Here is a 25,788-nt window from a genome sequence, read left to right as displayed (position 1 = left end):
AGCCCTTTATTTAGCGTATTCCACAGCTCTAAGCTCGCGTATAACATTGACTTTGATTTCGCCCGGATATTGCATTTTTTCTTGAATTTCAGCCGCTATTTCTTTAGCCAAAAGCACACTTTCATCGTCATTGATTAATTTTGCGTTGGCTATGACGCGAATTTCTCTTCCGGCATTGATGGCATAGGCGTTTTTAATGCCTTCTTTGCTTTTGGCAATGTCTTCAAGTTCGCTTACTCTTTTTAAGAAAGCTTCTAAAACTTCCCTTCTAGCACCCGGTCTTGCAGCACTAAGAGTATCTGCTGCACACACAGCGGCAGCTTCCACACTAGTAGCTTCTTCGTGTCCGTGGTGGGCATAGATGGCATTAATCACAACGGGATGTTCTTTATATCTTTTGCAAAGTTCTGCACCTAAATCCACATGAGAGCCTTCAAAATCATGAGTAAGTGCCTTTCCTATATCGTGCAAAATCCCTGCCCGACGGGCTAAATTTTCATCCCCGCCGCACTCAGCTGCGATAATTCCTGCTAAGTGTGCCACTTCTAAAGAGTGTGCTAGGGCATTTTGTCCGTAACTAGCTCTGTATTTTAGCTTTCCTATGAGTTTGATGATTTCAGGATGTATTTTGCTTAGTCCCAAATCCATTGCTATGGTTTGTCCTTCTTCTAAAATAGCACTATCAAATTCTTTACAAACTTTTTCATAAATTTCTTCTATGCGCGCAGGTTGAATTCGACCGTCTTCAACTAAAAGTTCTATAACCTTAGTCGCAATAGCACGGCGATAAAGATTAAAGCAACTGACTATAATAGCACCCGGAGTATCATCGATGATAATATCCACGCCTAAAACCATTTCTAGGGTTTTGACATTACGCCCTTCTTTGCCTATGATACGCCCTTTAAGCTCATCGCTTTTGATATTAACGACATTAATAAGCCTTTCAGCTGCAAATTCCCCTGCAAAACGAGAAGTAGCCTGAGCTAGGATAAAATTAGCCTTTCTTTTAGCTTCGTTTTTGGCTTCTTCTTCGTATTTTCTTACTATATGTGCGATTTGTTTGCGAGAATTTTCTTCTACTTTTTTAAGGATAAGCTCTTTGGCTTCATCTTGGGTAAGTCCAGCAGTATGCTCTAAAATTTTCAAAGTGTCATTAAGTTTTTCTTGATAACGCACTTGCAATTTATCCACATCTGCTTGCAAATCTTGAATGTGTTTTTGGGATTTAAAAACCTGCTCTTTGTCATTTTCTAATTTTTCTTGTTCTTGCTTTAGTTTTTGTTCTTTTTTAGAAAATTCATCAAGTTTTTGATTAAAATCTTTTTGAATTTTATGACTTTTTTCTTCGTATTTTTTTTTGACTTCTAATTCTGCATTGAGAATGGAATTTTTTGCATCCTTTAAAATAAGCTCAGCTTCGTATTCTATGGCTTTAGCCTTAGCTTTGGCTTGTTCTACGAAAATTTCATATTTGGCATCATTGATTTTTTTTGCGACTAAATACCCTATACCCAGCCCCATTATAGCGGCTATAAGTGCGATAAGTGCTTCTATCATTTTTTCTTTCTTTCTTGTAATATTTTTTATAAGGGTTTAAATATATTTTTCCTGAAATATCGTGCTTTTGCGTTAAATTTTCCAAGCTTAAAGCATCTATACTTTGGACAAATACTATATAAGGTTTGTAAGATAAATTTTCAAAAAATCTATCATAAAAACCCTGCCCGTGTCCTATTCTTTTTAAATTTTTATCGACACCTATTACAGGCACAATAGCTAAATCAATTTTTGCTTTAAAAAAAGAATTCTTAGGCTCTAAAACCCCAAAGCTTTTTTTAACAAAAGGCAATCTTAATTTTACAATTTTTAAACTTTTATCTTGCATAAATGGAACAAAAAGTTTGCAATTTCTATTAAGAATAGGGCGAAATTTCACTAAATTAGGCTCGTAAGATAAGGGAATGAAAATTAAAATATTTTTAGCCTTGAGTTGTTTTATTATTTTTAAACATTCTTTAAATACTTTAAAATCTTGTTTGAAATTGAGTTTTGAATGTTTTAAGAGGCGTATTTTTTGTAAGGTCCTAAAATCTGTTTTTTTCATTTATATGCCTTTAATTAGCTTAGTTGTGGTATAATTTTAGCATTTTTTGCAAAAAAGGATAAGAATTATGTGGATTAAAAAAATATTTCTTTTGCTTGTGCTATCTTGTTTATTTCTTGCTTGTTCTAATGACAAAGAAAAGCAAGAAAATGATGCCAATTTGAGCACACAAGCTAGTATAAGTCAAAGTGATGATGTAAATTTTAAGCTTAGTTTAATAGATGGCGGTTCTTTTTCTGTGAAAAAGGAAAATTCGCTTATGGATTTTTATGATGAAGATAAGGCGACTTTATTTGTATTTTTTACCACTTGGTGTGCTCCTTGTATTGCTGAAATTCCCCATCTTAATAAATTGCAAGAAAAATATAAAAATGATTTTAATATAATTGGGGTTTTATTAGAAGACAAGAGTAAGGATGAGCTTGGAAAATTTATAGAAAAATACAAAATATCCTATAAACTTGCTAGTGGTGAAAACAACTATCTTCTAGCTAAGGCTTTAGGTGGAGTAAATGGAATTCCTACTATGTTTCTTTACAATAAACATTCTAAGCTCATCAATCAATACCTTGGGCTTATCCCTGAAGAAATGCTTGAAATCGATATACAAAAGGCTATACTTTAATGTTTAATTTTTTTAAAAAATCACTGGCAAAAACCCTTGAAAATATTGTAAGTATCAAGGGAGCAAATAAAAAAATAAGCAAAGATTTGCTTGAAGAGCTTTTGCTTGAAGCGGATGTGAGTTATGAGATAGTGGAGGAAATTATTTATTATTTACCCCCGCAAAATGAAGTGAAAAAAGAAGATTTAAAACGCGTAATGGGTTCTTATTTTCTTTATGAAAAGCCTCAAAATAGGGCTTTAAAACCTTTTGTAGAGCTTATTTTAGGAGTAAATGGAGCGGGCAAAACTACAAGCATAGCCAAGCTCGCTTATCTTTATAAAAGCCAAAATCAAAAGGTGATTTTAGGAGCTTGTGATACCTTTAGGGCGGGTGCGATTGAGCAATTAAGACTTTGGGCGGAGAAAATAGGAGTAGAGTCCGTGCTTACAAGACAAGGACACGACCCTTCAGCTGTGGCTTTTGATACGATTAGCAAGGCTGTGGCTAAAGGTTTTGATAGGGTTATTATCGATACAGCAGGGCGTTTGCAAAATCAAAAAAATTTAGCCAACGAACTTGAAAAAATCATAAGAATTTCAAACAAGGCTTTAGAAGGTGCGCCTCATAGAAAAATTTTGGTGCTAGATGGAACTCAGGGAAATGCGGGAATTTTGCAAGCAAAAGCATTTAATGAGCTTGTAAAGCTTGATGGTGTGATTATTACTAAGCTTGATGGCACGGCTAAGGGTGGAGCACTTTTTAGTATAGCAAGAGAGCTTGAGTTGCCTATACTCTATGTGGGTGTGGGTGAGCAAATGACCCATTTGCAAGAATTTAGTGCAGAGCTTTATTTGGATACTCTACTAGAGCCTATCTTTGAGAGTGAATGATGAATATCTTTTTAAACAATCTTAATTCTTTAAATAATCCTTATCTAGCTCATAAGCTTTCAAATTTAAAAGAAAATAGCTTTGAAAAAATTGACAATGGGGGGGGGGGATTTAATTTTAGACATAGAAAAAATAAGCTTTGTATCTATGAAAATCCACAAGCAAATTTACAAGAAAAATTAGAATTTTTTCAAAGTCAATATTTTTTATATCCTGTGCTTTATTTTTATGGTTTTGGAAGTGGAATTTTATATAAAGCCTTGCTTAAGAATTCAAATTTAAAGCATATAGTTGTCTTTGAAGATGAGATAGAATTGTTATTTTGCGTTCTTCATCATATAGATTTTTCAGCCGAATTAAGAGAGCGTAAAATTATAATTTTAAATAGCGAAATTTCAGATTTAGATTTAACGACACTTTTTCGAACCAAACCCTTTTATGATTTTTTAAGAGTTTATGATATTCATTTGCATAGTGAGTATTATGAGTGTTATGGGGAAAATATCATAAAGCTTAATCAAAAAATTTCAAATATAATCAAAACCATAGTTTTTGGTCTGGGAAATGATTTAGAAGATGCTTTGACTGGAATTTCTCAATTTATCTATAATTTTCCTAAAATGATAGAAAATCCACCCTTAAAAAAGCTATGGATGGAAAGAAATTTTAAATCAAAAACGGCTATTATAGTTTCAACTGGACCTTCTCTTACCAAGCAGCTTCCTTTGCTTAAAAAATATCAAGCTTATTTTAGTATATTCTGTGCTGATAGTGCTTATAGCATACTTGCAAGGGAAAATATAAAGCCTGATTATGTTTTGATGAGTGAAAGGAGTGAAGTTACTTCTAAACTCATAGAGCAAAATTATGAAAATATAGATAAGGATATAGTTTTTATACTCCTTGCCTTAGTGCATCCATCGGCTATAAAGTGTTTAGAACAAACAAATAGAAAATATATTTTAGTTCCCTATCCTACGGAGTTTTTAAAGGATTTAAATTTGGAGGACTTTGGGCAATTAACCTCAGGTAACACCGTTGCCTTAAATGCTTTGGAACTTGCTTGTGCTTTAAACCACGAAAATATAGTTTTTATAGGTCAGGATTTGGCATTTAGTGAGGACGGGGCTTCTCACGCTAAGAATTATATTTATGGCTATGATTTTGAAAGCGAATATAGCAATGAAAAAATTCAAGTTTTAGGATATGGGGGTAAAAAATATGTTCAAACTCATAATTTGTGGAATATTTTTAGGCTTACTATGGAAAATTTTATCAGCACTAAAAATCATTTTTGTTTTTACAATGCCACAGAAGGCGGAGCGTTCATTAAAGGCACCCTAGAAAAGTCTTTTAAGCAGTGTTGTGAAGACTTAGCCGATAAGACTTTGTCTAAGCCCTTTTTATATCCAAAAAATTTAGAAAAGCATGTGCAAGATGAGTTATTATTAAAAGTTTATGCAAAAATCGAATTTTTAAACTCGCATTGTGATGAATTTATTCTTAATTTTACAGAGCATTTAAATACACTCACTAAGGCTTTGCTAAAAATACAAAATTCTTGTGAATTTTCTAAAGCTAAAGAAGATATAAAAGACACTATATTAAAGCTTGATGAGTTTAAAACTCAAATAGAAAAATATTGTTTTGGTATATTTTATGAGTGCATTAACCCCTTTTTAAGTCAATTTGAGCTTAATTTAGCCCGAATTTATGTGATTAATCCTAGAAATGAAAAGGAATGGTTGGATAAAAATTTAACTTGGATTAAAGACCATATTTTTTTGTTTGAAGTTTTAATAGCCAATATCAAGTTATTAAAAGAAAAAATTCAAAATCACTTAGCCCCCCTAACAAAAGAACTTATGAAAAGAAAATTAAAGGCTAATTCTTATATAATTTCTTAAAAATTTAGGTAGTTTGATGGCTAAAAAACAAGTTTTATTTGAATGTCAAGCCTGTGGAAATCAGCAAAGAAAATGGCTTGGAAAATGCCCAGAATGTGGCTCTTGGGATAGTTTTGTAGAATTAAAAGCTGAGCAAATTAAGCTTTTAAAAGAAGTGGCTAGCTTACCCTCTAGCGAGGCTGTTTGTATTGAAGATGTGGAGCTTGAACATTTTTTGCGAAACAGCACGAATGATGAGGAGCTTGATTTGGTTTTAGGGGGTGGGCTTGTTGAAGGCTCTTTGGTGCTGATTGGGGGAAGTCCGGGTGTGGGTAAATCTACTCTTTTGCTTAAAATTGCTTCAAATTTAGCCAAACAAGGCAAAAAAGTCCTTTATGTAAGCGGCGAAGAGAGCAAGGCACAAATCAAGCTAAGAGCCGACCGCCTTGAGGCTAATACGCCAAATTTATTTTTACTCACTGAGCTTTGTCTTGAAAATATCTTAGGACAATTGCATAAAAATGATTATAGTATTCTTATTATTGATTCTATACAAACTTTATATTCAAATAAAATTACTTCAGCCGCAGGCAGCATCACCCAGGTGCGTGAAATCACTTTTGAGCTTATGCGTTTAAGTAAGGCTTTTAATATCAGCACTTTTATCATAGGACATATCACTAAAGAAGGCTCTATCGCAGGTCCTAGGGTTTTAGAGCATATGGTCGATGTGGTGCTTTATTTTGAAGGAGATGCTACTAAAGAGCTTAGGATTCTAAGGGGGTTTAAAAATCGTTTTGGCGGCACAAGTGAAGTGGGAATTTTTGAAATGACAGCTAAGGGCTTGGTGAGTGCTAAGGATTTAGCCAATCGTTTTTTCACGCGTGCCAAAGCGACTTCAGGAAGTGCTTTGGGGGTCGTGATGGAAGGTTCTCGTGCTTTGGTTTTAGAAGTGCAGGCTTTAGTTTGTGAAAGCTCTTATCCAAAACGCAGTGCCACAGGCTATGAGAAAAATCGCCTTGATATGCTTTTGGCTTTGTTAGAGAGAAAGCTTGAGCTTCCACTGGGACATTATGATGTGTTTGTAAATATTAGCGGCGGGGTTAGAATCAATGAAACAGCGGCGGATTTGGCTGTGGTTGCGGCTATTATTTCTAGTTTTAAAAATCGCCCTTTGAGTAAGGATAGTATTTTTATAGGAGAGCTGAGTTTAAATGGAGAAATTAGAGAAGTTTTTAGCCTTGATACGCGTTTAAAAGAAGCTAAAATGCAAAAATTTAAAAATGCCATTGTCCCAGCTAAACCTTTAGAAGATATGGGGCTTAAATGCTTTGTGGCAAAGGAAATCACTCAAGTTTTAGAATGGATGTAGCTTTTCATTAAAGTATAAGCAAGAATTGAGTATAATCAGGCTTTAAAATAAAATTTTTGAGGAAATTATGAAAGATTTATTCTTATTTAGCTCTTTAATCGACCCAAGTCATACTTTTTCTTATTTTTTTCATTTGGCTTTAGTGGCTTTAATAGCCGTTGTTATTGCTATAATGGCTACTCGTTCTATGCAGCTTGTTCCGCGTGGTATGCAGAATTTAGGCGAAGCTTTCTTAGAAGGGGTTTTGTCTATGGGTAAGGATACTATGGGAAGCGAAAAGGGTGCAAGAAAGTATCTTCCGCTTGTTGCGACCTTAGGGATTATAGTATTTTTTAGCAATATTATAGGTATTATACCGGGTTTTCACGCCCCAACGGCGAGTTTAAATTTGACCCTGTCTTTAGCCCTTATTGTTTTTGTGTATTATCATTTTGAAGGCATTAAAACTCAGGGTTTTGTAAAGTATTTTGCCCATTTTATGGGACCTATTAAGCTTTTAGCTCCTTTAATGTTTCCCATAGAAGTTGTTTCTCATCTTTCCCGTGTGATTTCTTTATCTTTTCGTCTTTTTGGAAATATCAAGGGCGATGATTTATTTTTGATGGTAATTTTAGCTTTGGTTCCTTATATAGCACCCCTACCTGCTTATGTGCTTTTGACCTTTATGGCATTTTTACAGGCTTTTATTTTTATGATTTTAAGCTATGTGTATTTAGCGGGTGCGACCGTGGTTGAGGAAGGTCATTGATTTATATTTTAGAATTTTTTAAAGGTGCTTCTTTGGCTCTAGTGTTTTTTGGAATCTTTTTGGCTTCTTTAAAATTTAATTCACTTTTATATCTTTGCTTGGCAAGTTTGCCGGGTCTTGCTTTAAGTTTGATTTTTATCTTGCTTATAAAAAATTATGAGCTTAAAAATCAAGCTTAATTTTTTTAAGCTTGAAGTTCTTCTTTAAGTAAATATTTCACAGCTTCATAAATTCTTATAGCCGCTTTGGATTTATTCATAGTATAAAGATGAATTCCATCCACCCCACTAGTGATTAAATCAACGATTTGGTCTATGGCATAGGCTATTCCTGCGTCTTCTAGGGCTAGGGTATTATTCTCGTATTTTTCTAAAATTTTGCTAAATTTGCTTGGGATTTTAGCTCCGCAAAGTTGAGAAATTTTTAAAATTTGTCTTTTGTTGGTAATGGGCATAATCCCTGCGTAAATAGGCACCTTTATGCCCGTTAAGGCACAATTTTGCTTAAAGGTGTAAAAATCTTCATTATTGTAAAAAAGCTGAGTGATGAGTTTGTCTGTGCCAGTATTAACTTTATCTTTAAGATAATGGATGTCTTCGATGAAATTTTTAGCCTCATTGTGCTTTTCAGGATAGCAAGCCGCATAAATTTCAAAGCCTTCTTGCTCTTTGATAAAGGCGATTAAATCACTTGCATAGGAAAAATCCTTGCTTTTTGGCAAATCCCCGCACAAATCCCCCCTAAGAGCTAGGATTTTATCCAGTTTTCTTTCTTTGCATTGTTGGAGTATGGATGAAATTTTTTCTTTGCTTGAGTGTATGCAGGGCAAATGCACTATGCTGGGAATTTGGTATTTTTCTTGAATGAGACTTGCTACTTCTAGGGTATTTTGCGAATTAATCGAACCCCCAGCACCAAAGGTTACGCTGATGAAATTAGGACTTAATTGTCCTAAATCATCTAAAATAGCACCGAGATTTTTAATACTTTCATCTTTTCTAGGTGGAAAAACTTCAAAGGAAAAGCTGCACATAAAAACTCCTTACAATTTCTCTCTAATTTTTTGCGTAGCAGACACTAAATTTTTAAGAGAGGCTATGACTTCTTCATAAGCCCTTGTTTTAAGTCCGCAGTCTGGATTAATCCAAATTTGCTCCTTAGGCAATTTACTTAGAATTTTCTCTAGGGTTGCTTGAATTTCTTCTTCGCTTGGAACTCTAGGGCTATGTATATCATAAACGCCCGGTCCCACTTGGGTTTTAAAATGAACCGCTTTAAGCGTATCTAAAAGCTCTAAATTCGAACGGCTTGCTTCAAAAGAAATCACATCTGCATCTAAGGCATCAATTTCTTTTAAAATATCATTAAATTCACTATAACACATATGGGTGTGAATTTGGGTTGTGGCTTTTACTCCGCTATGGACAAGATTAAAAGCAGGGATAGCCCAGTCTAAATACTCGCTATGCCAATCACTCTTTCTTAAAGGCAATTTTTCTCTTAGGGCTGCCTCGTCAATTTGTATGATTTTTATACCCGCATTTTCTAAATCCAAAACTTCATCTCGTATAGCCAAAGCGATTTGTTCGGTGCTTTCTTTAAGGCTAATATCTTCTCTTGGAAAGGACCAGTTGAGTATGGTTACAGGACCTGTTAGCATACCCTTTACGATTTTTTGGCTCAGGCTTTGAGCGAATTTTGACCAAGATAGAGTGATGGGCTTAGTGCGAGATACATCGCCCCAAATTACAGGAGGTTTGACGCATCTTGTCCCATAGCTTTGCACCCAGCCATTTTGGGTAAATAAAAAGCCTTGTAAATTCTCTCCAAAATACTCCACCATATCATTTCTTTCAAATTCCCCATGCACTAGAACATCAAGTCCTATTTCTTCTTGAATTTGTAGGCATTCTTTGATTTTTTGCTGATTAAATTCAGTGTAGTTTTGGGCTGAAATTTTTTGCTGCTTAAAGGCTAGGCGGTTTGAACGCACATCAGCACTTTGCGGAAAAGAACCTATGGTTGTGGTAGGCAGTAAAGGGAGTTTTAAAAAATCTTTTTGAATTTGTATGCGTTCTTTAAATTCAGGCTGACGCACAAAATCTTCTTTTTTTAAAGACTTAAGTCTTGCTTTAACGCTTTCATCTAAGCGATTAGGGATGTTTTTAAATAGCTCTTGATTGGCTTTAAAAAGCGGATTTTCTTCACTAGAATTTAAGATTTCTTTTAAATCCTTAAGCTCTTTTAGCTTTTGCTTTGCAAAGGCGAAAAGTTTGAGATAAGTTGAATCCAATCGGCTTTCAAATTCAGTGCTATAAGGCACATGTAAAAGCGAACAAGAAGTGTTTAAGACGATATTTTGGGTGTATTTTTGAAGCTCTTTTACAAGTTTTAGACTTTTAGCATAATCATTAGCATAAATATTTTTGCCATTGATTAAGCCTGCAAAAAGGATTTTATCTTTAGCAAAGCCATATTTTTGAACCAAAGCCAAGCTTTGTTTGCCTTCTACAAAATCAAGTCCCAAACCATCAAAATCATAGTTTAAAAGCTTAGGATAAATATCCCTTAAATCCCCAAAATAGCTTTGAAGTAGAATTTTAAGATTTTTTTTGTGTGTTAAAAGCTCTTTATAAAATTCTTCAAAAAGCTCCAAATCTTTTGGCTCTAAATCATAGACCAAATAAGGCTCATCAAGTTCTAGCCACTTCACCCCTAAAGAGTTTAATTTCTCAAAAAGCTCTATGTAGGCTTTTAAAAGCTTTTTTTGAGCCAGCTTTTGGGTGGCTTCATCCTTAAAGGCTATGAGTTTAAAAAGAGTAAAAATCCCTATTAAAACAGGCTTACTCTCTATACCTTGTTCCTTTGCCTCAAGGTATTCTTTGAAAATTTTATCCCCGCTTAAGGCTATAAGCTCTGCGTCATCGCATTCTGGCACTAGATAATGGTAATTTGTATTAAACCATTTTTTCATAGCTAAGGCTGTGGTATCGCCTTTTTCGCCCTGATAGCCCCGGCTTTGGGCAAAATATTCTTCTAGCGGGTCTAAATTTAAAGCCTTATAACGCTTAGAGATGATATTAAAAAGCACAGCTGTATCTAAAACATTATCATAAAAAGAAAAGTCATTGCTTGGGATAAAGTCAATACCTGCTTCTTTGATTTCGCTCCAGTGTCTAGCTCTTAAGCTTTTAGCACATTCTAAAAGCTCTTCTTTTGAGCTTTGTTTTTTAAAATATTTTTCAATAGCAAATTTTAGCTCCCTATTTGCACCTATTCTTGGGTAAGAAATGATTGAAGTTTGCATATAAATTCTCCTTGTTTAAAATGTTGGCACTAAAGCACCCTGATATTTTTCTTGTATAAATTCCCTAACCTCCTCGCTTTGCAAAGCCTTGATTAAAGCTTTGATTTTAGGAAGCTCCTCATTGCCTTCTTTTACGGCTATGATATTGCCGTATTGACTATACTTGCTTTCTGTGTAAAGCCCATCTTTAACAGGGTTTAGACCTGCTAGTATAGCGTGATTACTATTAATAAGAGCATAATCAACATCATCTAAGCTTCTTGGAAGCTGGGCGTCTTTTAATTCCACAAATTCGATTTTTCGTGGATTTTTGGTAATATCCACAGCGGTTATAAGCTCATTATCCTTTACTTCTATAAGCCCTGCACTAGCCACTATACGCAAGGCACGGCTTTCATTAGTAGGGTTATTAGGCAAGGAAATTTTAGCTCCTTCTTTGGGGTTAAAATCCTTATGCTTTTTAGAATACACCGCCATAGGCTCAATGTGTATGCTAGCTGCTTTTACTATGTGCGTGCCTTTTCTTTGATTGAATTCCTTTAAATAAGGCTCGTGCTGGAAGTAATTAGCGTCTAATTCCCCATTTTCTACCATAACATTAGGGATAACCCCGTCATTAAATTCATAAACCTTTAAATCATAGCCCTGTTTTTCTAGCGTAGGCTTGATAAACCTTAAAATTTCTGCGTGTGGGATAATAGATGAGCCAACTTTTAGCTCTTCATTTGCCCAAGCAAAACCTGTAAAAAGTGTAGTGATACAAAAAGCTTTGGTAAATAAAGTCATTGTTTCTCCTTATGCAAAACTGAATTTTTCTATTAAATCGCTATGATAAATGCGTGCCACATCAGGATGGGAGCGTATCATTCTCTTAAAATAATTACTAGCGACATTTCTTAAAAGTGGATTTTTAGGGTCAGTATCCACACCTTTGCTCTCTTTTGCTAGTTCGGGGCTTAAGGTAAAAACAGGTATGTCCTTATCTAGCTGAACACCCAAAAAATAAGCTATGCTAAAGCGTTCTTTTGAGCTTAAATTAACACGGTGTATAGTGGCTTTTAAATAGCCATTAGTGGCAAGTTCTAAAAATTCCCCTATATTTACCACTACACTATCTTCAAGGGGTGGTATGCTAAGCCATTTGCCATCTATAAAGGCTTCAAGTCCGCTTTGTTCTTCTTGAAAAACAAAGGTAATCAACCCGCCGTCTTTGTGTGAGCCTACTCCTTGCTTACTTTTTGGAGAGCTTTTAGGATAACGCAGGATTTTACAATGCTCGTAAGAATTCACGCCATAAAGCTGGTTAAAAGCATCGCTGGGCAAACTAAGGCACTCAGCAAAGGCTTGTAAAAGCTTCAAACAAGCTTTTTTAGTTTGCTCATGCCAAGCTAGAAAGGTGTTTTTTAGCTCTGGTATTTCTTTAGGCCAAAGATTAGGACCCTCTAGTCTTTTCCATAGGGGCGAGTTTAAGTCCCATTTTAAAACATTAGCTTCTGTGCCTATGTCAAGTTGTTCTCTATAATCCTTAGCCCCTGCGGTGTATTCAAAACCCTCGCTTGTATAGCCTCTAAATTGGGGCGAATGCACCATAGAAATAAGCTCTTTAGAGCTTCTAGGAAGATTAAAAAAATCCTTGCCAAGTTTGAATAAATGCTTGTTTAGCTTTCTATCCACTCCAAAATTAGTGAGATAAAAAAAGCCTATTTTGGAAGTAATTTCTCTTAAATTTTTAAGAAAAGTTTTTTTATCTTTTTCGTAATCTTGCAAATCAAGTATAGGTAAATTCATTTTTCATTCCTTAAAACTATATTTTAAGGATAAGAAGATAAGTTTGGATTTAATTTTTTGTGAAAATTTAGTGAGCTTTTAAAGTTGAAAAAATGATTTTTTGATTTTTTAACTTAAGTTTGACTTCACTTTATATCTCCTTATCCACCTTTGGACCTTTGGAAACATAAAGTCAAGCCAAAGGACGCACTAGATACTACACATCTGGCACATCAGTTTCATTTTTTCTCCTTGAAAATAAAATTGCGAGAGTATATAAAAAAATATATTAAATAAAACTTAAATCCTTGACAAAGCAAGGATTTTAGAATTTCAAAGATTTTCAAGCTTTAATTCAGCGTTATTCATCACGCCTATGCCTGAATTTAGAACTTTTTGAGCGATTTGCTTTGCTTCATCGAGGGAGTGTAATTTACAAGAGCCGCATTGATAAATATTAAGCTCGGGTATGTCTTCTTGGGATTTTACCTTAAGCACATCTTGCATAGAATTTTCCCAAGCCTTAACCACGCTTTTTTCATCGGGTGTTCCAATCAAACTCATATAAAAACCCGTGCGACAACCCATAGGCGAAATATCGATGATTTCAACGGCATTTGAGTTTAAATGTTCTCTCATAAAACCCGCAAATAAATGCTCTAGGGTATGCGTGCCTTTTTCGCTCATAATGTCTTTATTTGGCACACAAAAACGCAAATCAAACACACTAATATCATCGCCTTTTGGGCTTTTCATTGTTTTGGCTAGACGCACAGCAGGAGCTGGCATTTTGGTATGATCAACTTTAAAACTATCTAATAATGGCATTTTAACTCCTTAAAATATGAAATTGGGTTAGGGATTATAGCATTTAAAGTTAATATTTAAAGCCTTTCTAAAAGAAAAAAAGCTAAAATAAAGCATTTTAAAATTTTAAGGAAAATTCAATGTTTGAAGTAATTATAGGGCTTGAAGTTCATACTCAGCTTAATACCAAAACAAAAATCTTTTGCTCTTGTGCGACTTCTTTTGGAGAACTTGCAAATACCAATGTCTGTCCCACTTGCCTAGCCTTACCGGGTGCTTTGCCTGTTTTAAACGAAGAAGCGGTAAAAAAAGCCATAGCTTTTGGAAAGGCTGTGAATGCAACAATTAATAAAAAAAGTGTTTTTAACCGCAAAAATTATTTTTATCCGGACCTGCCTAAGGCTTATCAAATTTCACAATTTGACATTCCCATAGTGCAAAAGGGTGAGCTTTTTATTAATGTCAATGGCGAAAATAAACGCATAGGCATTACAAGGGCGCATTTAGAAGAGGATGCGGGTAAAAATATCCACGAAAATAATGTTTCTAAAGTGGATTTAAATCGTGCAGGAACACCCTTGCTTGAGATAGTAAGTGAGCCTGAGCTTAGAAGTAGCGATGAAGCGGTGGCTTATCTTAAAAAGCTTCATTCTATTATTCGTTTTTTAGATATTTCAGATGCCAATATGCAAGAAGGAAGTTTTAGATGTGATGCGAATGTAAGTATCCGTCCAAAAGGCGATAACAAGCTTTACACTAGGGTGGAGATTAAAAATCTTAATTCTTTTCGTTTTATTCAAAAAGCCATAGATTTTGAAGTCAAAAGACAAAGCGAAGCTTGGGAAGATGGCACTTATGAGCAAGAAGTGGTGCAAGAAACAAGACTTTTTGACACTACAAATTTAGTTACAAGAAGTATGCGTGGCAAAGAAGAAGCGGCTGAATATCGTTATTTTCCAGACCCTGACTTGCTTCCTGTTTTGTTAAAAGATGAGTTTTTGCAAATCAAAATCCCTGAACTTCCTGATGAGAAAAAAATGCGTTTTGTCAGCGAGTTGGGTATAAAAGAAAGTGATGCTGAGGTGATAATTAGCTCACTAGAAATGAGTCGTTTTTTTGAAAGTCTTATTTCTCAAAATTTAAGCCCTAAGCTTTGCGTAAATTGGCTAAATACCGAATTGATGGGGCTTTTAAAGGGAGAGCTTAATATAGAAAATTCCCCTGTGGATGCGAAAAAACTTGGAATTTTGATTCAACGCATAGAAGAAGGACTTATCAGTGCAAAGGCAGCTAAAGATGTTTTAGCCTTTGTTTTTGAAAATACAAGCGTAGGCATTGATGAAGCCATAGAAAAATTAGGACTTAAACAAGTAAGTGATGACTCGGCTATTGAAGCGGTAATTGAGCAAATTTTAAGTGCAAATACGGATAAGGTCGCTGAATATAAAAGCGGTAAGGACAAGCTCTTTGGCTTCTTTGTGGGACAAGTGATGAAAGAAGGCAAAGGGGCTTTTAATCCTGCAAAGGTCAATGAAATTTTAAAAGCAAAGCTTGGCTAATGAGTATAGCGGTTATTGGTGCGGGAAAATGGGGCAGTGCCTTGCACTTAGCCTTCAAAGAAAAGCATACTTGCTTTATCAGCTCTCCCCATCAGCGTGATTTAGAAGATTTTGTTAGCATAAAAGAAGCTTTAGAATGTGAGTATTTGATTTTTGCTTTAAGTTCGCAGGGTTTAAGGGCTTGGCTTGAGAAAAATTTTGTCTATCAAAAGCAAAAAATTTTAATCGCTTCAAAAGGTATTGAAGATAGCACTTGTCAGTTTTTAGATGAGATTTTTTTAAACTTTGTGGATAGGGAAAATTTTTGTGTTTTAAGTGGTCCTTCTTTTGCGGCTGAAGTAATGCAAAAGCTTCCTACTGCTTTGATGATTAGTGGAATAAATCAAGAGCTTTGTAAGGAATTTTCAAGCTTTTTTCCTAGTTTTATTAAAACTTATATTGATGATGATGTGCGTGGGGCTGAAATTTGTGGTGCTTATAAGAATGTCTTGGCTATTGCAAGTGGGATTAGCGATGGTTTAGAACTTGGCAATAATGCAAGGGCGGCGTTGATTTCAAGGGGGCTTATAGAAATGCATCGTTTTGGCAAGGTTTTTGGAGCTAAGGAAGAAACTTTTTTAGGACTTAGCGGAGCAGGGGATTTGTTTTTGAGTGCGAGCAGTGTTTTATCAAGAAATTATAGAGTGGGCTTAAAACTAGCACAAAATCAAAAATTAGATAGCATTTTAACCGAACTTAAAGAAGTAGCCGAAGGGGTAAAAACAGCTTATGCGATTGAAAAACTAGCCAAAATGAAGGGAATTTATACGCCTATTGTAAATGAGGTGGTGGCAATTTTTAAGGGTAAAAGTGCGCAAGAAGCCACACAAAATTTATTAAAGCAAAATGATGGAGAAAAATTGTGATAATTAAAAATGCAAAAATTTACGGAGCTTCTTTACAGGATATAGAGATTAAAGAAGGTAAAATCACTCATATTGGTTCTAATTTACAAGGGGAAGAAATTTTTGATGCTAAGGCTATGACCTTGCTTCCATCTTTTGTAGATTTGTGCGTGAGTTTGAAAAACGATAAATTTTCTTTAGCTCATTTAGAACTTTTAGAAAATGAGTGCTTAAAAGGAGGAATTTCTAGTATAGTTTTGCGTGATTGTATGGATTTTGATGAAGAAAGCTTTGCTTTGTTTTTGCAAAATTTAGCCCAAAGAAAAATGCAAATTTTTTCAAGTGTGCGTGTGAAGGATACAGAGGGCAAACTTAAAAATTTAGCCACTCTTTTAAATAAGGGTGCTTGTGCTTTAGAGCTTGATAGTTCTTTAGATGCCAATACTTTAAAAGTCAGCTTACAATATGCTTTGATGAAAGACTCCCCGATTTTTGTGCGTTGTTATGATAAGGATTTTGATGATAATGGGGTGATGAATGATTGTCAAATGAGTTTTGAGCTGGGGCTTGTAGGTATGAGTAAAATCGCTGAGACCACTCAAGTGGCTAAGATGAAAGAATTGGTTAAATTTTATAAAAATAAAGCACTGTTTGAGCTTTTGAGTTTAAAAGATTCTTTGGCATTGCTGGGTGCTGAGGATTTAAAACTTGTAAGCATTCATCATCTTATCAAGGATGATAGTTCTTGTGAAGACTTTAATACCGCTGCAAAACTTATGCCACCTTTAAGAAGCAAAGAAGATGTCTTAGCTTTAAAACAAGCTTTAAAAGAAGGTAAAATAAGCTTTTTAACTTCTTTGCATAGTCCTAAATCTCTTGTCTTAAAAGATTTAGCTTTTGATGAGGCGGCTTTTGGAATTCATAGCGTGTGTGAATTTATAAGTCTTTGTTATACTTTTTTAATCAAAGAAGGATTTTTAACTTGGCAAGAGCTTTGCCAATTTACAAGTAAAAATCCTAGCGAATTTTTAGGTCTTAATAGTGGAATTATAGAAGTAGGCAAGGAAGCTAATCTTGTGCTTTTTGATGAGAATGAAGAGCTTTTTGTCCCAAAAAGCTCACTTTATGCAAGGGATAAGCTTTTTGGAAAGCTTAAAATGCATATGATTGGTGGGAGAAATGTTTTAAAAATTTGCTAAATTCCTAAAGATAATTTAAATCCTAAAAACACAAGTGCTGCCATAATTCCTGCAGCAGGTAAAGTGATAATCCAAGCTAATCCTATAGGTTTCATCATAGTCCAATTTGCGTTTTTATTATACACTCCTATACCTAAGATAGCACCTATGAGTATATGAGTGGAGCTAACGGGAATTCCAAATTGTGTAGCTAAGAGTATAACTATACTTGCTCCTAATTCTGCTGAAAATCCAGTGGTAGGACGTATGGTTGCAAGTTTCGAACCCACTGTGGTAATCACTTCTTTGCCTAAAAACCAAAGTCCTACAACTAAAGCAACTCCAAACATTGCCAAAGCTGCAAAAGGCACAGGGGAAGTTGCATTGATTGTGCCATTTTTTAAGACATCTAAGATAGCTGCAAAAGGTCCAATAGCATTAGCAATATCATTAGCTCCGTGAGAAAAGGCAAAGCTGGAAGCTGTAAAGATTTGAAACCACGAAAAAAGCCTATCTGTGGTTTTGTTAAGTTCTGTTTTTTTGACGATTTTGACTATGGCAAATGTTACAACGTAACTTATGGTTCCAAGAATTCCTATAATCCAAAAGTTTTGTAAAATGTCTAAAGTGCTAACATTATTCAAACCTTTAAATAAAAACATCGCAGAAATGATAGTAGCAGCAATACAAGCAATGATTGGCATATGGGTTTTTAAAATAGAATAAATATCTATATCTTTTTCTTTTTCTTTAAATTCTTTTAATTTATTTCTATAAGAGCTATTTTCTTGTTCTTCATCGTCTAAAACTATGGCCGAAAGTTCTTTGATTTGTTCTTCTTGGGGTTTTGTTTTTAAATTTAAAAAATACTCTTCTTTGAATTTCTTTCTTTCTTTTTTGATATTTTTTAAATCATCACTCAGTTTTTCCGATGGCTTTAAAATTTTCTTGTCTATATAAGAGTAAATGGTATAAGCTACAACTCCACCTAATAGCGGAGATGCTACCCAAGAAATAGCTATTCTTAAAATTTCACTCCACTTAACCATAGAAAGCGTTTGAACCCCATCAAATTTCAAAAGTCCCATCATAATACTAGCACCCACAATTCCACCGACAATGCTATGTGTTGTTGATACAGGCAACCCTTTTTTGGTTGCAATAAAAATCCAAACCCCAGAGCTTAAAAGTGCTGCAAGCATAATGATGACAAAGAGCATAGGGTCAAGAGAATTGGGAAAAATAACAATGCCACTGCGTATGGTCTTAGTTACTTCCGCACCCGCAAAGATAGCTCCGCTTAGCTCAAAAACAGCTGCGATGATTAAAGCTTGTTTGATTGTTACTGTTTTTGCTCCAACGCTTGTTCCAAAGGAATTAGCCACATCGTTTCCACCTATATTAAATGCCATAAAAATACCAAATATAGAAGCGAGAATAAAAAGAATTAATTGGTGTTGTGAAATATAGCCAAAGCCCCAAATAACAAATGCTATAGTGCTGATAATGAAAATAATAAAAGCGATTAGGTTGTCTTTTTGCATTTATAAACCTTTTTTCTTTTGATTATACTTTAAATCTGCTAATTTTATTTTTAAGTATATGGGTTAAAGGTAGGGTTTATTTATATTATTTTTTTATAATAAACATTCCATAAAAGATAAGGATACTAAGGAATGATAAGAAGTATTTTTTATATAATGATACTTTTTTCTTTGCTCGATGCCGATGAGCTTAGCAAGGCTTTGGCAAAAAATAATAATCAAACCTCTTGGGACCATTTTGACTATCAAAACATTAAAGAAGCTCCAAAAATTCAAGAAGAAAGTGTGGATTTTCAAAGCACTTTTGATAGCTTACTTTCAAACACTTTAGAAAATGATAATGGCATAGATAAAACAGATGGAAATTTAGATTTTCAAAATGAAAATGCACAAGTTAAAAGTCTGAGTTCTCTTTATGAAGGCGAGCATAATTCTTTGCTTTTTCAAAAGGAGCTTTTTGTAGCTCAGGATAATTATAATTACTCAGGCGGGTTAATCAATCGCTACGAAAAAGATGATTTTTTGTTTGGGGTTAATGGTTTTGTTGATAAGCAAAAAGAACAAGAAGATACTAAAAGTTTTGGTGCGGAATTTGGTTATAGTAAATTTATAAAGGCTTATAGTAATTATTATATCCCTAACGAAGCAGAAAGAAATTTACAACTTGGAATGAGTTTTGTAATTCCTAGCTATACAGCTTTTGTTTTTGATGTTAGTAAAGATGATGAGAAAACAAATTATCAAGTGTCTTATTCTCCTTATAGTGTATTTAATTTAAATTTATTACGTCGTAATTATAGTACAAGAGAGAGCATTGATGATACCATTGTCCAAGTTGGATTTAGTTTTAATTTTAATGAAGGTTTTTTGAAGCAATTTAGAAGAAAAAACAATACTTTAGAGGAGGTTAATCGATACGACTTCCTCCAAAGAACGCATTAATTCATACCAGCATTGTGGAATTTTTCTGGATTATCCATAGCGTAGCGGAATTTTTCCCAATCAATTTGTTTATCCCAGATTGCAACAATTAAAGCTGCTACTGAATTTCCACAAAGATTTCCAACTGCTCTCATTTCAGACATAAATTTATCAACTCCTAAAAGAACACCTATGGCAGCTACGGGTAAAACTTGTGCTAAAGTCGCATTTGCTTCAGAAATTTCCATATTGCCTAAGGCTGCTAGAGTGCTTCCAAGCACTATAAAACCAGAACCAGTTACACCCACAGCTCCTTTTGAAGCTATCATTAACACTATTAAAATACTGATTTCGTGGGCTAGACTTAAATTTACGTTGAAAGCTTGTGCTAGAAAGATTAGACTCATTGCTAGATAGATATTGGTGCAATCAAGATTAAAACTATATCCTGTGGGTAGAACGAGTCCAACGGTTGCTTTAGAAAGCCCTGCTTTTTCTAATTTACGCATCAAAGGGGCAAGAGCAGATTCGCTTGAGCTGGTTGCAAAAACAATCAAAACTTCTCTTGAGATAAATCTCATAAATTTAAATATATTTACTTTTGCAAAATAACAAATAAGACCTAAAATTCCAAATATAAACACAAGGCACGAGATTAACATAACCAAAAGCAAGTAGGCTAAATTGATTAAAGAGCTAATTCCGTATTGAGCTATAAGCACGGCCATTGCTGAAAAGGCGGCAATAGGACTAAAATACATAATAATTTGTAAAATTTTGAAAACAAAATTTTGCACCACTTCAAAAACCCTTTGAATTGCCTGTTTATCTTCTACTCTCATTAAAGAAATAATCAAAGCAGTAACAATAGCAATAACTAAAACTTGTATAGTTTTTCCTTCTGTAAAAGGGGTAATAATATCAGTAGGCATAGCGTCTTTTAAAATATGCATAATTTCTGAGCTTGCACTTACTTCTGTGGTTTGAGAAACATATTTTTGCACGCTTTTAGTATCAAGCTGACTTGGGTCAAGGTTCATTCCATGACCTGGTTGCATGACATTTGCCATAAAAATACCTATAGCAAGTGCTAAAGTGCTTACAACTTCAAAATAAATTACCGCTTTAGCACCAATACTACCTACTTTTTTTAAGCTTTCAAGACTGATGATTCCTAAAACTAAAGTAACAAAAATAATAGGACCTATAAGAACTTTCAAAGCTCCAATGAAATAATCAACACCCGGCTTACTAGCGATGGCCAATTCTTTATCTATACAGCCAAGCAAAATACCTGCCACAATGCCTATAATTACCCAAAATCCAAGACTCTTTATAACACGCTTATATAAAGGAGGTTTCCTTTGAGCAAAAGTTTGACTTAAAGTTTCCAAGCTGATTCGCTCCTTTTTATTTTTGTTAATTTTAAATATAATTTTAATAAAATAATCATATTTCTAAATTTTAACAAAAAAATAAATAATAAAAATATTTTCTTGCCAAGATATAAAAATATTTTTTACTTGAATGTTACAAAATTTCTCATTATTTATTAATAAAAATTAAAATATTTTTTTAAAAAATTTATATTTTATAATTTAATTTACTTTTTGTTATTTATTATTAATAATAATTTTATTTTAGTTTATTTTTTAGCGAGGTTTTAAGTTGTGAAAGAAATAGTATTATCCAAAAATGCTTTGATTACTTCTAAAACAGATATTAAGGGAAATATTATCTATGCTAATGATGATTTTTTAAAATACGCAGGCTATACTATGGGAGAAATTTTACACAAGCCTCACAATATAGTAAGACACAAAGATATGCCAAAAGTGGTGTTTAAATGTCTTTGGGATTTTATTCAAAAAGGAGATGAAATTTTTGCTTTTGTAAAAAATCAGGCTAAAGATGGTAGTTTTTACTGGGTTTTTGCAAATGTAAGTGCTTCTTTTGATATTAATGGTAATATTATTAATTATTACTCCGTGCGTCGTGCGCCTAATAGAAAAGCTCTTGCTATCATCGAAGAGGTCTATAAAATTTTATTAGAAAAAGAGCAAAAAGAAGGTATTGGAGCTGGAGTTTTGGCTTTAATGGATATTGTAGATTCTTATAAGATGAGTTACAATGAATTTATATTCAACTTGCAAGAGAATAGCTAAAATAAGATGTGTTTAACCTTATTTATTATATAATTCCCGCTTTTATAAAATTTTAGAGCTGTTTAAGAGTTTTTGAAAATTTTTAAGACAAAATGAGGAGTTAATTTGTGATGAAAAATGGTTTATTGTCAGCTATTTTTTTGAGTATAGTTGGTATTTTGACTACCATTCTTGTCCATAGTTATATCGGGGCAGTTATTTTTGTTGCGACTATTGCTTTGATGATTTATTTGTTAAATCAATACAAAGATGAGCAAATAATGATAAATAAGCTTTTAATTCTTTGTAGGGAGCTAAAAGAAGGCAATTTTGACAATAGAATTATCTATGTGAAAACAAAGAGTAAAAATTTAGCCGAGATAGCCGATAATCTCAACAATACCATTGATGGACTTGAGGCTTATTTAAGAGAGATTAACACTTCTATTTCTTGTTCTCAAAAGGGCGAATTTTACCGCAAAGCTTTGCCTGAAGGCTTGAAAGGGATTTTCGCTCATAATATTGAATTTATCAACAAAGCCCTAGCCAATATAGAAGTAACCGCAAAATCCACTTTTAAAAACGCTTTATCAAGAACCTTGATGGATTTAAGCTTGGGAAATCAAAATAAAGATATGTCTCAAATTTCTAACTCCTTAAATCAAGACATCAGTGTAATGAAAAATGTCTATGACACAGTCGATGCCATCACTCATACAGCCACAGAAAACGGCTCTGAAGTAGATTCTTTGCAAAACGCTATGGGTTCGCTAATGGAAGTGGTTAATTCAAGCAAAGAAACGGTGCAAACTTTCGTAGCCAATTCTCAAAATATCACTTCAGTGGTTGAAGTGATACGCGATATAGCCGACCAAACCAATCTTTTAGCCTTAAATGCTGCCATTGAAGCAGCAAGAGCGGGAGAACACGGACGGGGCTTTGCTGTGGTGGCTGATGAGGTTAGAAAACTTGCCGAAAGAACGCAAAAATCTACCAGCGAAATTTCCGTTGCCATTCAAACTATGCAACAAGATTTTGTCAATATCCAAAGCGGTAGTGAGCAAGTTTTTAATATAGTCAGTGAATCTGAAGAAAGAATTAACAAATTCTCTCAAGCCTTTAGGCGTTTGGAAGAAAACAGCTCTACATTAGGAGTAAATTTTGGTTCTTTTGCAAAAAGACTTATTTTATCCGTGGTTAAAATCGACCATATTCTTTATAAATCCAATATCTACTTAAATTTAAATGGGGCGCAAAATTTTGACCTTGAATGTGTGGATGCTATTTCTAATCTTTGCCAAGATGAAAGAGCTAAGAGCGTGATTGAGGAGTTAAGTTCGAGTGATGAGCTTGATTTGGCTAAGGAATTTATAAAAAGCAACGCTAAAAAAGCCATAGAAGAATCAAGCCAAGCTTATATAGACCAAAAGGCTTACGATACCATAGTCAGTGATATTAAATCGCTTGAGCAAAGAAGTGCTGAAATTTTAACCAAATTAAAAATATAGGGGCAATAAATGTCAAGGGAAATTTTTTTGCAAAAGGATAGTTTGATTACTTCTAAAACAGATTTAAAGGGTCATATAGTTTATGCCAATGATGATTTTTTAAAATACGCAGGTTATACTATGGGAGAAATTTTACACAAGTCTCACAATATAGTAAGGCACGATGATATGCCAAAAACCGTTTTTAAGTATTTGTGGGATTATATGAGAGAGGGTAAGGAAATTTTTGCCTATGTGAAAAACAAGACTAAGGAAGGTAATTATTACTGGGTTTTTGCCAATGTAACGCCTTCAATGGATATGAATGATAATATAATAGGCTATTATTCGGTTCGCCGTATGCCAAATAAAAGTGCTATTTCCACGATAGAAAAACTCTATAAGAATATTTTAAGCGTTGAGCAACAACAAGGTTTAAATAAGGGTATTGAAACGCTAGAAAATTTTTGCAAAAGTGCGGGTAAAACTTATAATGAGCTGATTTTTTCTCTCCAAGAAGCCAAATAGGACCGGTTTAGACTTAAAGCGACTTTGTTTTAAGTCTAAATATTATATAATCCATCTTTAAAAATTCACAATTTTTCAAGGCAAAATATGTTTGATGTTATTGTTGTAGGTGGGGGACATGCGGGTATTGAAGCCAGTGCAGCCACTGCTAGAATGGGTAAAAAAACCTTACTTTTAACCACGCTAATAGAACAAATAGGAGCAGCAAGTTGTAATCCAGCCATAGGCGGACTCGCTAAGGGGCATTTGGTAAAAGAACTTGATGCTATGGGCGGACTTATGGGTGAAATTAGCGATGAAGCGGGGATACAATTTCGCATTTTAAATGAAAGCAAAGGCGTGGCTGTTCAAGGAAGCAGGGCGCAAATTGATATGGATAAATACCGCATTATCGCGCGCAATAGACTTTTGAAACTTCCCAATTTAGAACTTTCTCAAGAACAAGTGAGTGCTTTGATTATAGAAAATGATGAAGTTAAAGGCGTTAAAACAAATTTAGAAAATATATATTTTGCCAAAAAAATTATTCTTACGACGGGAACTTTTTTAAATGGGCTTATCCACATAGGAGAAAACAAACTTAGGGCTGGACGAGTAGGCGAACTCGCTTCGGTAAAATTGGGCGATAATTTGCAAGCTTTAGGTTTAAAAATGGGGCGTTTAAAGACAGGAACTTGTCCAAGAGTGGATGCAAAAAGCATTGATTTTAGTGTGCTTGAAATTCAAGAAGGGGACGCAAATCCTAAAGCCTTTAGCTTTCGCTCAAAAAATTTTAAGCCCAAGCAACTTCCTTGCTATATAGCCCGCACTAATGCTAGAACGCATGAGCTTATTAGGAATAATTTTTACCGTGCTCCGCTTTTTACAGGACAGATTGAAGGTGTGGGACCAAGATATTGTCCTTCCATAGAGGATAAAATCAATCGTTTTAGCGATAAAGACAGCCACCATCTTTTTATCGAGCCTCAAACCTTTGAAGCGACTGAGTATTATATCAATGGTTTTTCTACTTCTTTGCCCTATGAGGTGCAAATTCAAATGTTGCGTTCTGTAAAAGGTTTTGAAAATGCTAAAATTACCCGTTTTGGTTATGCCATAGAATATGATTATATAGAGCCAACTGAGCTTAAACATACTTTAGAGCTTAAAAAGATTAAAAATCTTTATTGTGCGGGGCAGATTAATGGAACAACGGGCTATGAAGAAGCTGCGGCACAAGGTTTTATGGCTGGGGTTAATGCAAGTTTAAGTATAGATGAAAAAGAGCCTTTGGTTTTAAGACGCGATGAGGCTTATATAGGGGTTTTAATCGATGATTTGGTAGTCAAAGGCACAAAAGAGCCTTATAGAATGTTTACTTCAAGGGCTGAATTTAGACTGCTTTTAAGGGAAGAAAATGCCATACTTAGGCTTGGAAAATATGGCTATGATTTAGGACTTTTAAGCAAACAAGATTTCGCTTACATACAAAATATCGCAAATAATCTTCAAAAGGGACTTGAGTTTTTACTCTCTAAAGAATTCACGCCCAATAATCAAAATAACGCTTTTTTAGAGAACTTAGGCGAAGATAAAATTTCTTCCATAGTTTCTCTTCAAAAAATCGTTGCAAGAGCAAGTTTTGATATAGAAAAATTAAGAAAGCTTGATTTGATGTTTGAAAATATGGATGATTATTCCTTAAGGGAAATTTTAAACGAGGCTAAGTATTATCACTATATCAGTATGCAAAAGGCTCAGGTGGAAAAAATGAAGAGCCTAAGCGAGCTTAAAATCCCTGAAAATTTTGATTTTAAAAGCGTGAGTGGTTTAAGCAATGAGGTGGTAGAAAAGCTTAATCATCACAAACCCCCTACTATTTTTGCAGCCAGTCAAATCAGTGGCATTACCCCTGCGGCACTTGATATTTTGCAAATTTATATTAAAATGCAAAAGAAAAAAGCTTAAAATTGAATTTTTTAACAAAATTTCAGGGTATAAAAGTCTCTTGTTTTTAAGTTAAATATTTGATTTTGGTAAATGTTTTAAAAAATTTAAACTTTAAGGTCTGTT

General features: G+C 34.2%; 23 protein-coding genes. 14 read left to right on the top strand and 9 right to left on the bottom strand.

Going from position 1 to position 25,788, the window contains the following annotated elements; genetic code table 11:
* Nucleotides 1-6: 6 nt before the first annotated feature.
* Nucleotides 7-1,560: a ribonuclease Y gene (rny, locus tag ACLL8X_RS01430; protein ID WP_411989168.1), complete on the bottom strand. Its 1,554-nt coding sequence runs from the start codon at nt 1,558-1,560 to the stop codon at nt 7-9.
* The gene (locus ACLL8X_RS01425; protein WP_411989167.1) at nt 1,481-2,107 is read right to left on the bottom strand and encodes a 5-formyltetrahydrofolate cyclo-ligase; all 627 of its coding nucleotides are present in this window, start codon (nt 2,105-2,107) and stop codon (nt 1,481-1,483) included. The genes rny and ACLL8X_RS01425 overlap by 80 nt, the downstream gene beginning before the upstream one ends.
* Before the next feature lie 67 nt (nt 2,108-2,174).
* Between ACLL8X_RS01425 and ACLL8X_RS01420 the strand changes: the two genes are divergently transcribed.
* The 6 genes from ACLL8X_RS01420 (at nt 2,175) to ACLL8X_RS01395 (ending at nt 7,789) form a co-directional block, all read left to right on the top strand.
* Nucleotides 2,175-2,732 (top strand): TlpA family protein disulfide reductase, encoded by a 558-nt coding sequence (locus ACLL8X_RS01420; RefSeq protein ID WP_411989166.1) that lies wholly within the window; start codon nt 2,175-2,177, stop codon nt 2,730-2,732.
* Nucleotides 2,732-3,604 carry a signal recognition particle-docking protein FtsY gene (gene ftsY / locus ACLL8X_RS01415; protein ID WP_411989165.1) on the top strand — a complete coding sequence of 291 codons (873 nt, stop codon included), beginning with the start codon at nt 2,732-2,734 and terminating at the stop codon, nt 3,602-3,604. Before ACLL8X_RS01420 ends, ftsY begins: the two co-directional genes overlap by 1 nt.
* On the top strand, nt 3,604-5,511 hold the full coding sequence (locus ACLL8X_RS01410) for a motility associated factor glycosyltransferase family protein (RefSeq protein ID WP_411989164.1): 1,908 nt from the start codon (nt 3,604-3,606) through the stop codon (nt 5,509-5,511). Before ftsY ends, ACLL8X_RS01410 begins: the two co-directional genes overlap by 1 nt.
* A gap of 16 nt (nt 5,512-5,527) precedes the next feature.
* The gene (radA, locus tag ACLL8X_RS01405) at nt 5,528-6,862 is read left to right on the top strand and encodes a DNA repair protein RadA (protein ID WP_411989163.1); all 1,335 of its coding nucleotides are present in this window, start codon (nt 5,528-5,530) and stop codon (nt 6,860-6,862) included.
* Nucleotides 6,863-6,929: 67 nt separating this feature from the next.
* Entirely contained in the window at nt 6,930-7,610 is a 681-nt protein-coding gene (locus ACLL8X_RS01400; protein WP_411989162.1) for a F0F1 ATP synthase subunit A, read from the top strand.
* Nucleotides 7,607-7,789: a hypothetical protein gene (locus tag ACLL8X_RS01395; RefSeq protein WP_411989161.1), complete on the top strand. Its 183-nt coding sequence runs from the start codon at nt 7,607-7,609 to the stop codon at nt 7,787-7,789. The genes ACLL8X_RS01400 and ACLL8X_RS01395 overlap by 4 nt, the downstream gene beginning before the upstream one ends.
* A gap of 5 nt (nt 7,790-7,794) precedes the next feature.
* On the opposite strand, the gene metF is transcribed toward ACLL8X_RS01395, so the two are convergent.
* The 5 genes from metF to luxS form a co-directional block, all read right to left on the bottom strand.
* Nucleotides 7,795-8,643, bottom strand: a complete 849-nt coding sequence (gene metF / locus ACLL8X_RS01390) for a methylenetetrahydrofolate reductase [NAD(P)H] (RefSeq protein WP_411989160.1) — start codon at nt 8,641-8,643, stop codon at nt 7,795-7,797.
* A 9-nt stretch (nt 8,644-8,652) separates the two neighbouring features.
* Complete coding sequence (gene metE / locus ACLL8X_RS01385; RefSeq protein WP_411989159.1) at nt 8,653-10,917, bottom strand: 5-methyltetrahydropteroyltriglutamate--homocysteine S-methyltransferase; 2,265 nt, start codon at nt 10,915-10,917, stop codon at nt 8,653-8,655.
* A 15-nt stretch (nt 10,918-10,932) separates the two neighbouring features.
* The gene (locus ACLL8X_RS01380; RefSeq protein WP_411989158.1) at nt 10,933-11,703 is read right to left on the bottom strand and encodes a MetQ/NlpA family ABC transporter substrate-binding protein; all 771 of its coding nucleotides are present in this window, start codon (nt 11,701-11,703) and stop codon (nt 10,933-10,935) included.
* Between the two features lie 9 nt (nt 11,704-11,712).
* On the bottom strand, nt 11,713-12,705 hold the full coding sequence (locus ACLL8X_RS01375; RefSeq protein ID WP_411989157.1) for an isopenicillin N synthase family dioxygenase: 993 nt from the start codon (nt 12,703-12,705) through the stop codon (nt 11,713-11,715).
* A 312-nt stretch (nt 12,706-13,017) separates the two neighbouring features.
* Nucleotides 13,018-13,512 carry an S-ribosylhomocysteine lyase gene (luxS, locus tag ACLL8X_RS01370; RefSeq protein ID WP_411989156.1) on the bottom strand — a complete coding sequence of 165 codons (495 nt, stop codon included), beginning with the start codon at nt 13,510-13,512 and terminating at the stop codon, nt 13,018-13,020.
* Between the two features lie 119 nt (nt 13,513-13,631).
* On the opposite strand from luxS, the gene gatB reads away from it, so the two are divergent.
* From gatB to ACLL8X_RS01355, 3 genes are read left to right on the top strand one after another with little or no spacing between them, the layout of a single operon-like run.
* On the top strand, nt 13,632-15,050 hold the full coding sequence (gatB, locus tag ACLL8X_RS01365) for an Asp-tRNA(Asn)/Glu-tRNA(Gln) amidotransferase subunit GatB (protein WP_411989155.1): 1,419 nt from the start codon (nt 13,632-13,634) through the stop codon (nt 15,048-15,050).
* Nucleotides 15,050-15,955 carry an NAD(P)H-dependent glycerol-3-phosphate dehydrogenase gene (locus ACLL8X_RS01360; RefSeq protein ID WP_411989154.1) on the top strand — a complete coding sequence of 302 codons (906 nt, stop codon included), beginning with the start codon at nt 15,050-15,052 and terminating at the stop codon, nt 15,953-15,955. Before gatB ends, ACLL8X_RS01360 begins: the two co-directional genes overlap by 1 nt.
* Nucleotides 15,952-17,133, top strand: coding sequence for a metal-dependent hydrolase (locus ACLL8X_RS01355; RefSeq protein WP_411989153.1), 1,182 nt, complete (start codon nt 15,952-15,954; stop codon nt 17,131-17,133). Before ACLL8X_RS01360 ends, ACLL8X_RS01355 begins: the two co-directional genes overlap by 4 nt.
* Here the strand turns inward: ACLL8X_RS01355 and ACLL8X_RS01350 are convergent.
* A complete protein-coding gene (locus ACLL8X_RS01350; protein WP_411989152.1) occupies nt 17,130-18,656 on the bottom strand; it encodes an inorganic phosphate transporter in 1,527 nt (508 codons plus the stop codon). The two genes, ACLL8X_RS01355 and ACLL8X_RS01350, sit on opposite strands and share 4 nt — an antisense overlap.
* Nucleotides 18,657-18,791: 135 nt before the next feature.
* On the opposite strand from ACLL8X_RS01350, the gene ACLL8X_RS01345 reads away from it, so the two are divergent.
* On the top strand, nt 18,792-19,598 hold the full coding sequence (locus tag ACLL8X_RS01345; RefSeq protein WP_411989228.1) for an inverse autotransporter beta domain-containing protein: 807 nt from the start codon (nt 18,792-18,794) through the stop codon (nt 19,596-19,598).
* Here the strand turns inward: ACLL8X_RS01345 and ACLL8X_RS01340 are convergent.
* Nucleotides 19,595-20,971 carry a cation:dicarboxylate symporter family transporter gene (locus ACLL8X_RS01340; RefSeq protein ID WP_411989151.1) on the bottom strand — a complete coding sequence of 459 codons (1,377 nt, stop codon included), beginning with the start codon at nt 20,969-20,971 and terminating at the stop codon, nt 19,595-19,597. The genes ACLL8X_RS01345 and ACLL8X_RS01340 overlap by 4 nt on opposite strands.
* Before the next feature lie 276 nt (nt 20,972-21,247).
* Between ACLL8X_RS01340 and cetC the strand changes: the two genes are divergently transcribed.
* The 4 genes from cetC to mnmG all read left to right on the top strand — a co-directional run bounded on the left by cetC (nt 21,248) and on the right by mnmG (nt 25,683).
* Nucleotides 21,248-21,742: an energy taxis response protein CetC gene (gene cetC / locus ACLL8X_RS01335; protein WP_411989150.1), complete on the top strand. Its 495-nt coding sequence runs from the start codon at nt 21,248-21,250 to the stop codon at nt 21,740-21,742.
* 110 nt (nt 21,743-21,852) lie between these two features.
* The gene (cetA, locus tag ACLL8X_RS01330) at nt 21,853-23,229 is read left to right on the top strand and encodes a bipartate energy taxis response protein CetA (RefSeq protein WP_411989149.1); all 1,377 of its coding nucleotides are present in this window, start codon (nt 21,853-21,855) and stop codon (nt 23,227-23,229) included.
* A gap of 9 nt (nt 23,230-23,238) precedes the next feature.
* Entirely contained in the window at nt 23,239-23,736 is a 498-nt protein-coding gene (gene cetB, locus ACLL8X_RS01325) for a bipartate energy taxis response protein CetB (protein ID WP_411989148.1), read from the top strand.
* An 87-nt stretch (nt 23,737-23,823) separates the two neighbouring features.
* Nucleotides 23,824-25,683: a tRNA uridine-5-carboxymethylaminomethyl(34) synthesis enzyme MnmG gene (gene mnmG, locus ACLL8X_RS01320; protein ID WP_411989147.1), complete on the top strand. Its 1,860-nt coding sequence runs from the start codon at nt 23,824-23,826 to the stop codon at nt 25,681-25,683.
* The last annotated feature ends 105 nt before the right edge of the window (nt 25,684-25,788 follow it).

The sequence above is a fragment of the Campylobacter parajejuni genome (genome assembly GCF_046764905.1).
GTDB lineage: Bacteria > Campylobacterota > Campylobacteria > Campylobacterales > Campylobacteraceae > Campylobacter_D.
This window is presented reverse-complemented; position numbering and strand designations above follow the sequence as displayed.

Coding starts and splice junctions, on each gene's coding strand:
- mnmG (WP_411989147.1), top strand. CDS start 23,824: ATGTTTGATGTTATTGTTGTAGGTGGGGGACATGCGGGTATTGAAGCC.
- ftsY (WP_411989165.1), top strand. CDS start 2,732: ATGTTTAATTTTTTTAAAAAATCACTGGCAAAAACCCTTGAAAATATT.
- ACLL8X_RS01380 (WP_411989158.1), bottom strand. CDS start 11,703: ATGACTTTATTTACCAAAGCTTTTTGTATCACTACACTTTTTACAGGT.
- metE (WP_411989159.1), bottom strand. CDS start 10,917: ATGCAAACTTCAATCATTTCTTACCCAAGAATAGGTGCAAATAGGGAG.
- ACLL8X_RS01410 (WP_411989164.1), top strand. CDS start 3,604: ATGAATATCTTTTTAAACAATCTTAATTCTTTAAATAATCCTTATCTA.
- ACLL8X_RS01350 (WP_411989152.1), bottom strand. CDS start 18,656: ATGCAAAAAGACAACCTAATCGCTTTTATTATTTTCATTATCAGCACT.
- luxS (WP_411989156.1), bottom strand. CDS start 13,512: ATGCCATTATTAGATAGTTTTAAAGTTGATCATACCAAAATGCCAGCT.
- ACLL8X_RS01425 (WP_411989167.1), bottom strand. CDS start 2,107: ATGAAAAAAACAGATTTTAGGACCTTACAAAAAATACGCCTCTTAAAA.
- rny (WP_411989168.1), bottom strand. CDS start 1,560: ATGATAGAAGCACTTATCGCACTTATAGCCGCTATAATGGGGCTGGGT.
- ACLL8X_RS01400 (WP_411989162.1), top strand. CDS start 6,930: ATGAAAGATTTATTCTTATTTAGCTCTTTAATCGACCCAAGTCATACT.
- radA (WP_411989163.1), top strand. CDS start 5,528: ATGGCTAAAAAACAAGTTTTATTTGAATGTCAAGCCTGTGGAAATCAG.
- gatB (WP_411989155.1), top strand. CDS start 13,632: ATGTTTGAAGTAATTATAGGGCTTGAAGTTCATACTCAGCTTAATACC.
- metF (WP_411989160.1), bottom strand. CDS start 8,643: ATGTGCAGCTTTTCCTTTGAAGTTTTTCCACCTAGAAAAGATGAAAGT.
- cetB (WP_411989148.1), top strand. CDS start 23,239: ATGTCAAGGGAAATTTTTTTGCAAAAGGATAGTTTGATTACTTCTAAA.
- ACLL8X_RS01420 (WP_411989166.1), top strand. CDS start 2,175: ATGTGGATTAAAAAAATATTTCTTTTGCTTGTGCTATCTTGTTTATTT.
- ACLL8X_RS01360 (WP_411989154.1), top strand. CDS start 15,050: ATGAGTATAGCGGTTATTGGTGCGGGAAAATGGGGCAGTGCCTTGCAC.
- cetA (WP_411989149.1), top strand. CDS start 21,853: ATGAAAAATGGTTTATTGTCAGCTATTTTTTTGAGTATAGTTGGTATT.
- ACLL8X_RS01375 (WP_411989157.1), bottom strand. CDS start 12,705: ATGAATTTACCTATACTTGATTTGCAAGATTACGAAAAAGATAAAAAA.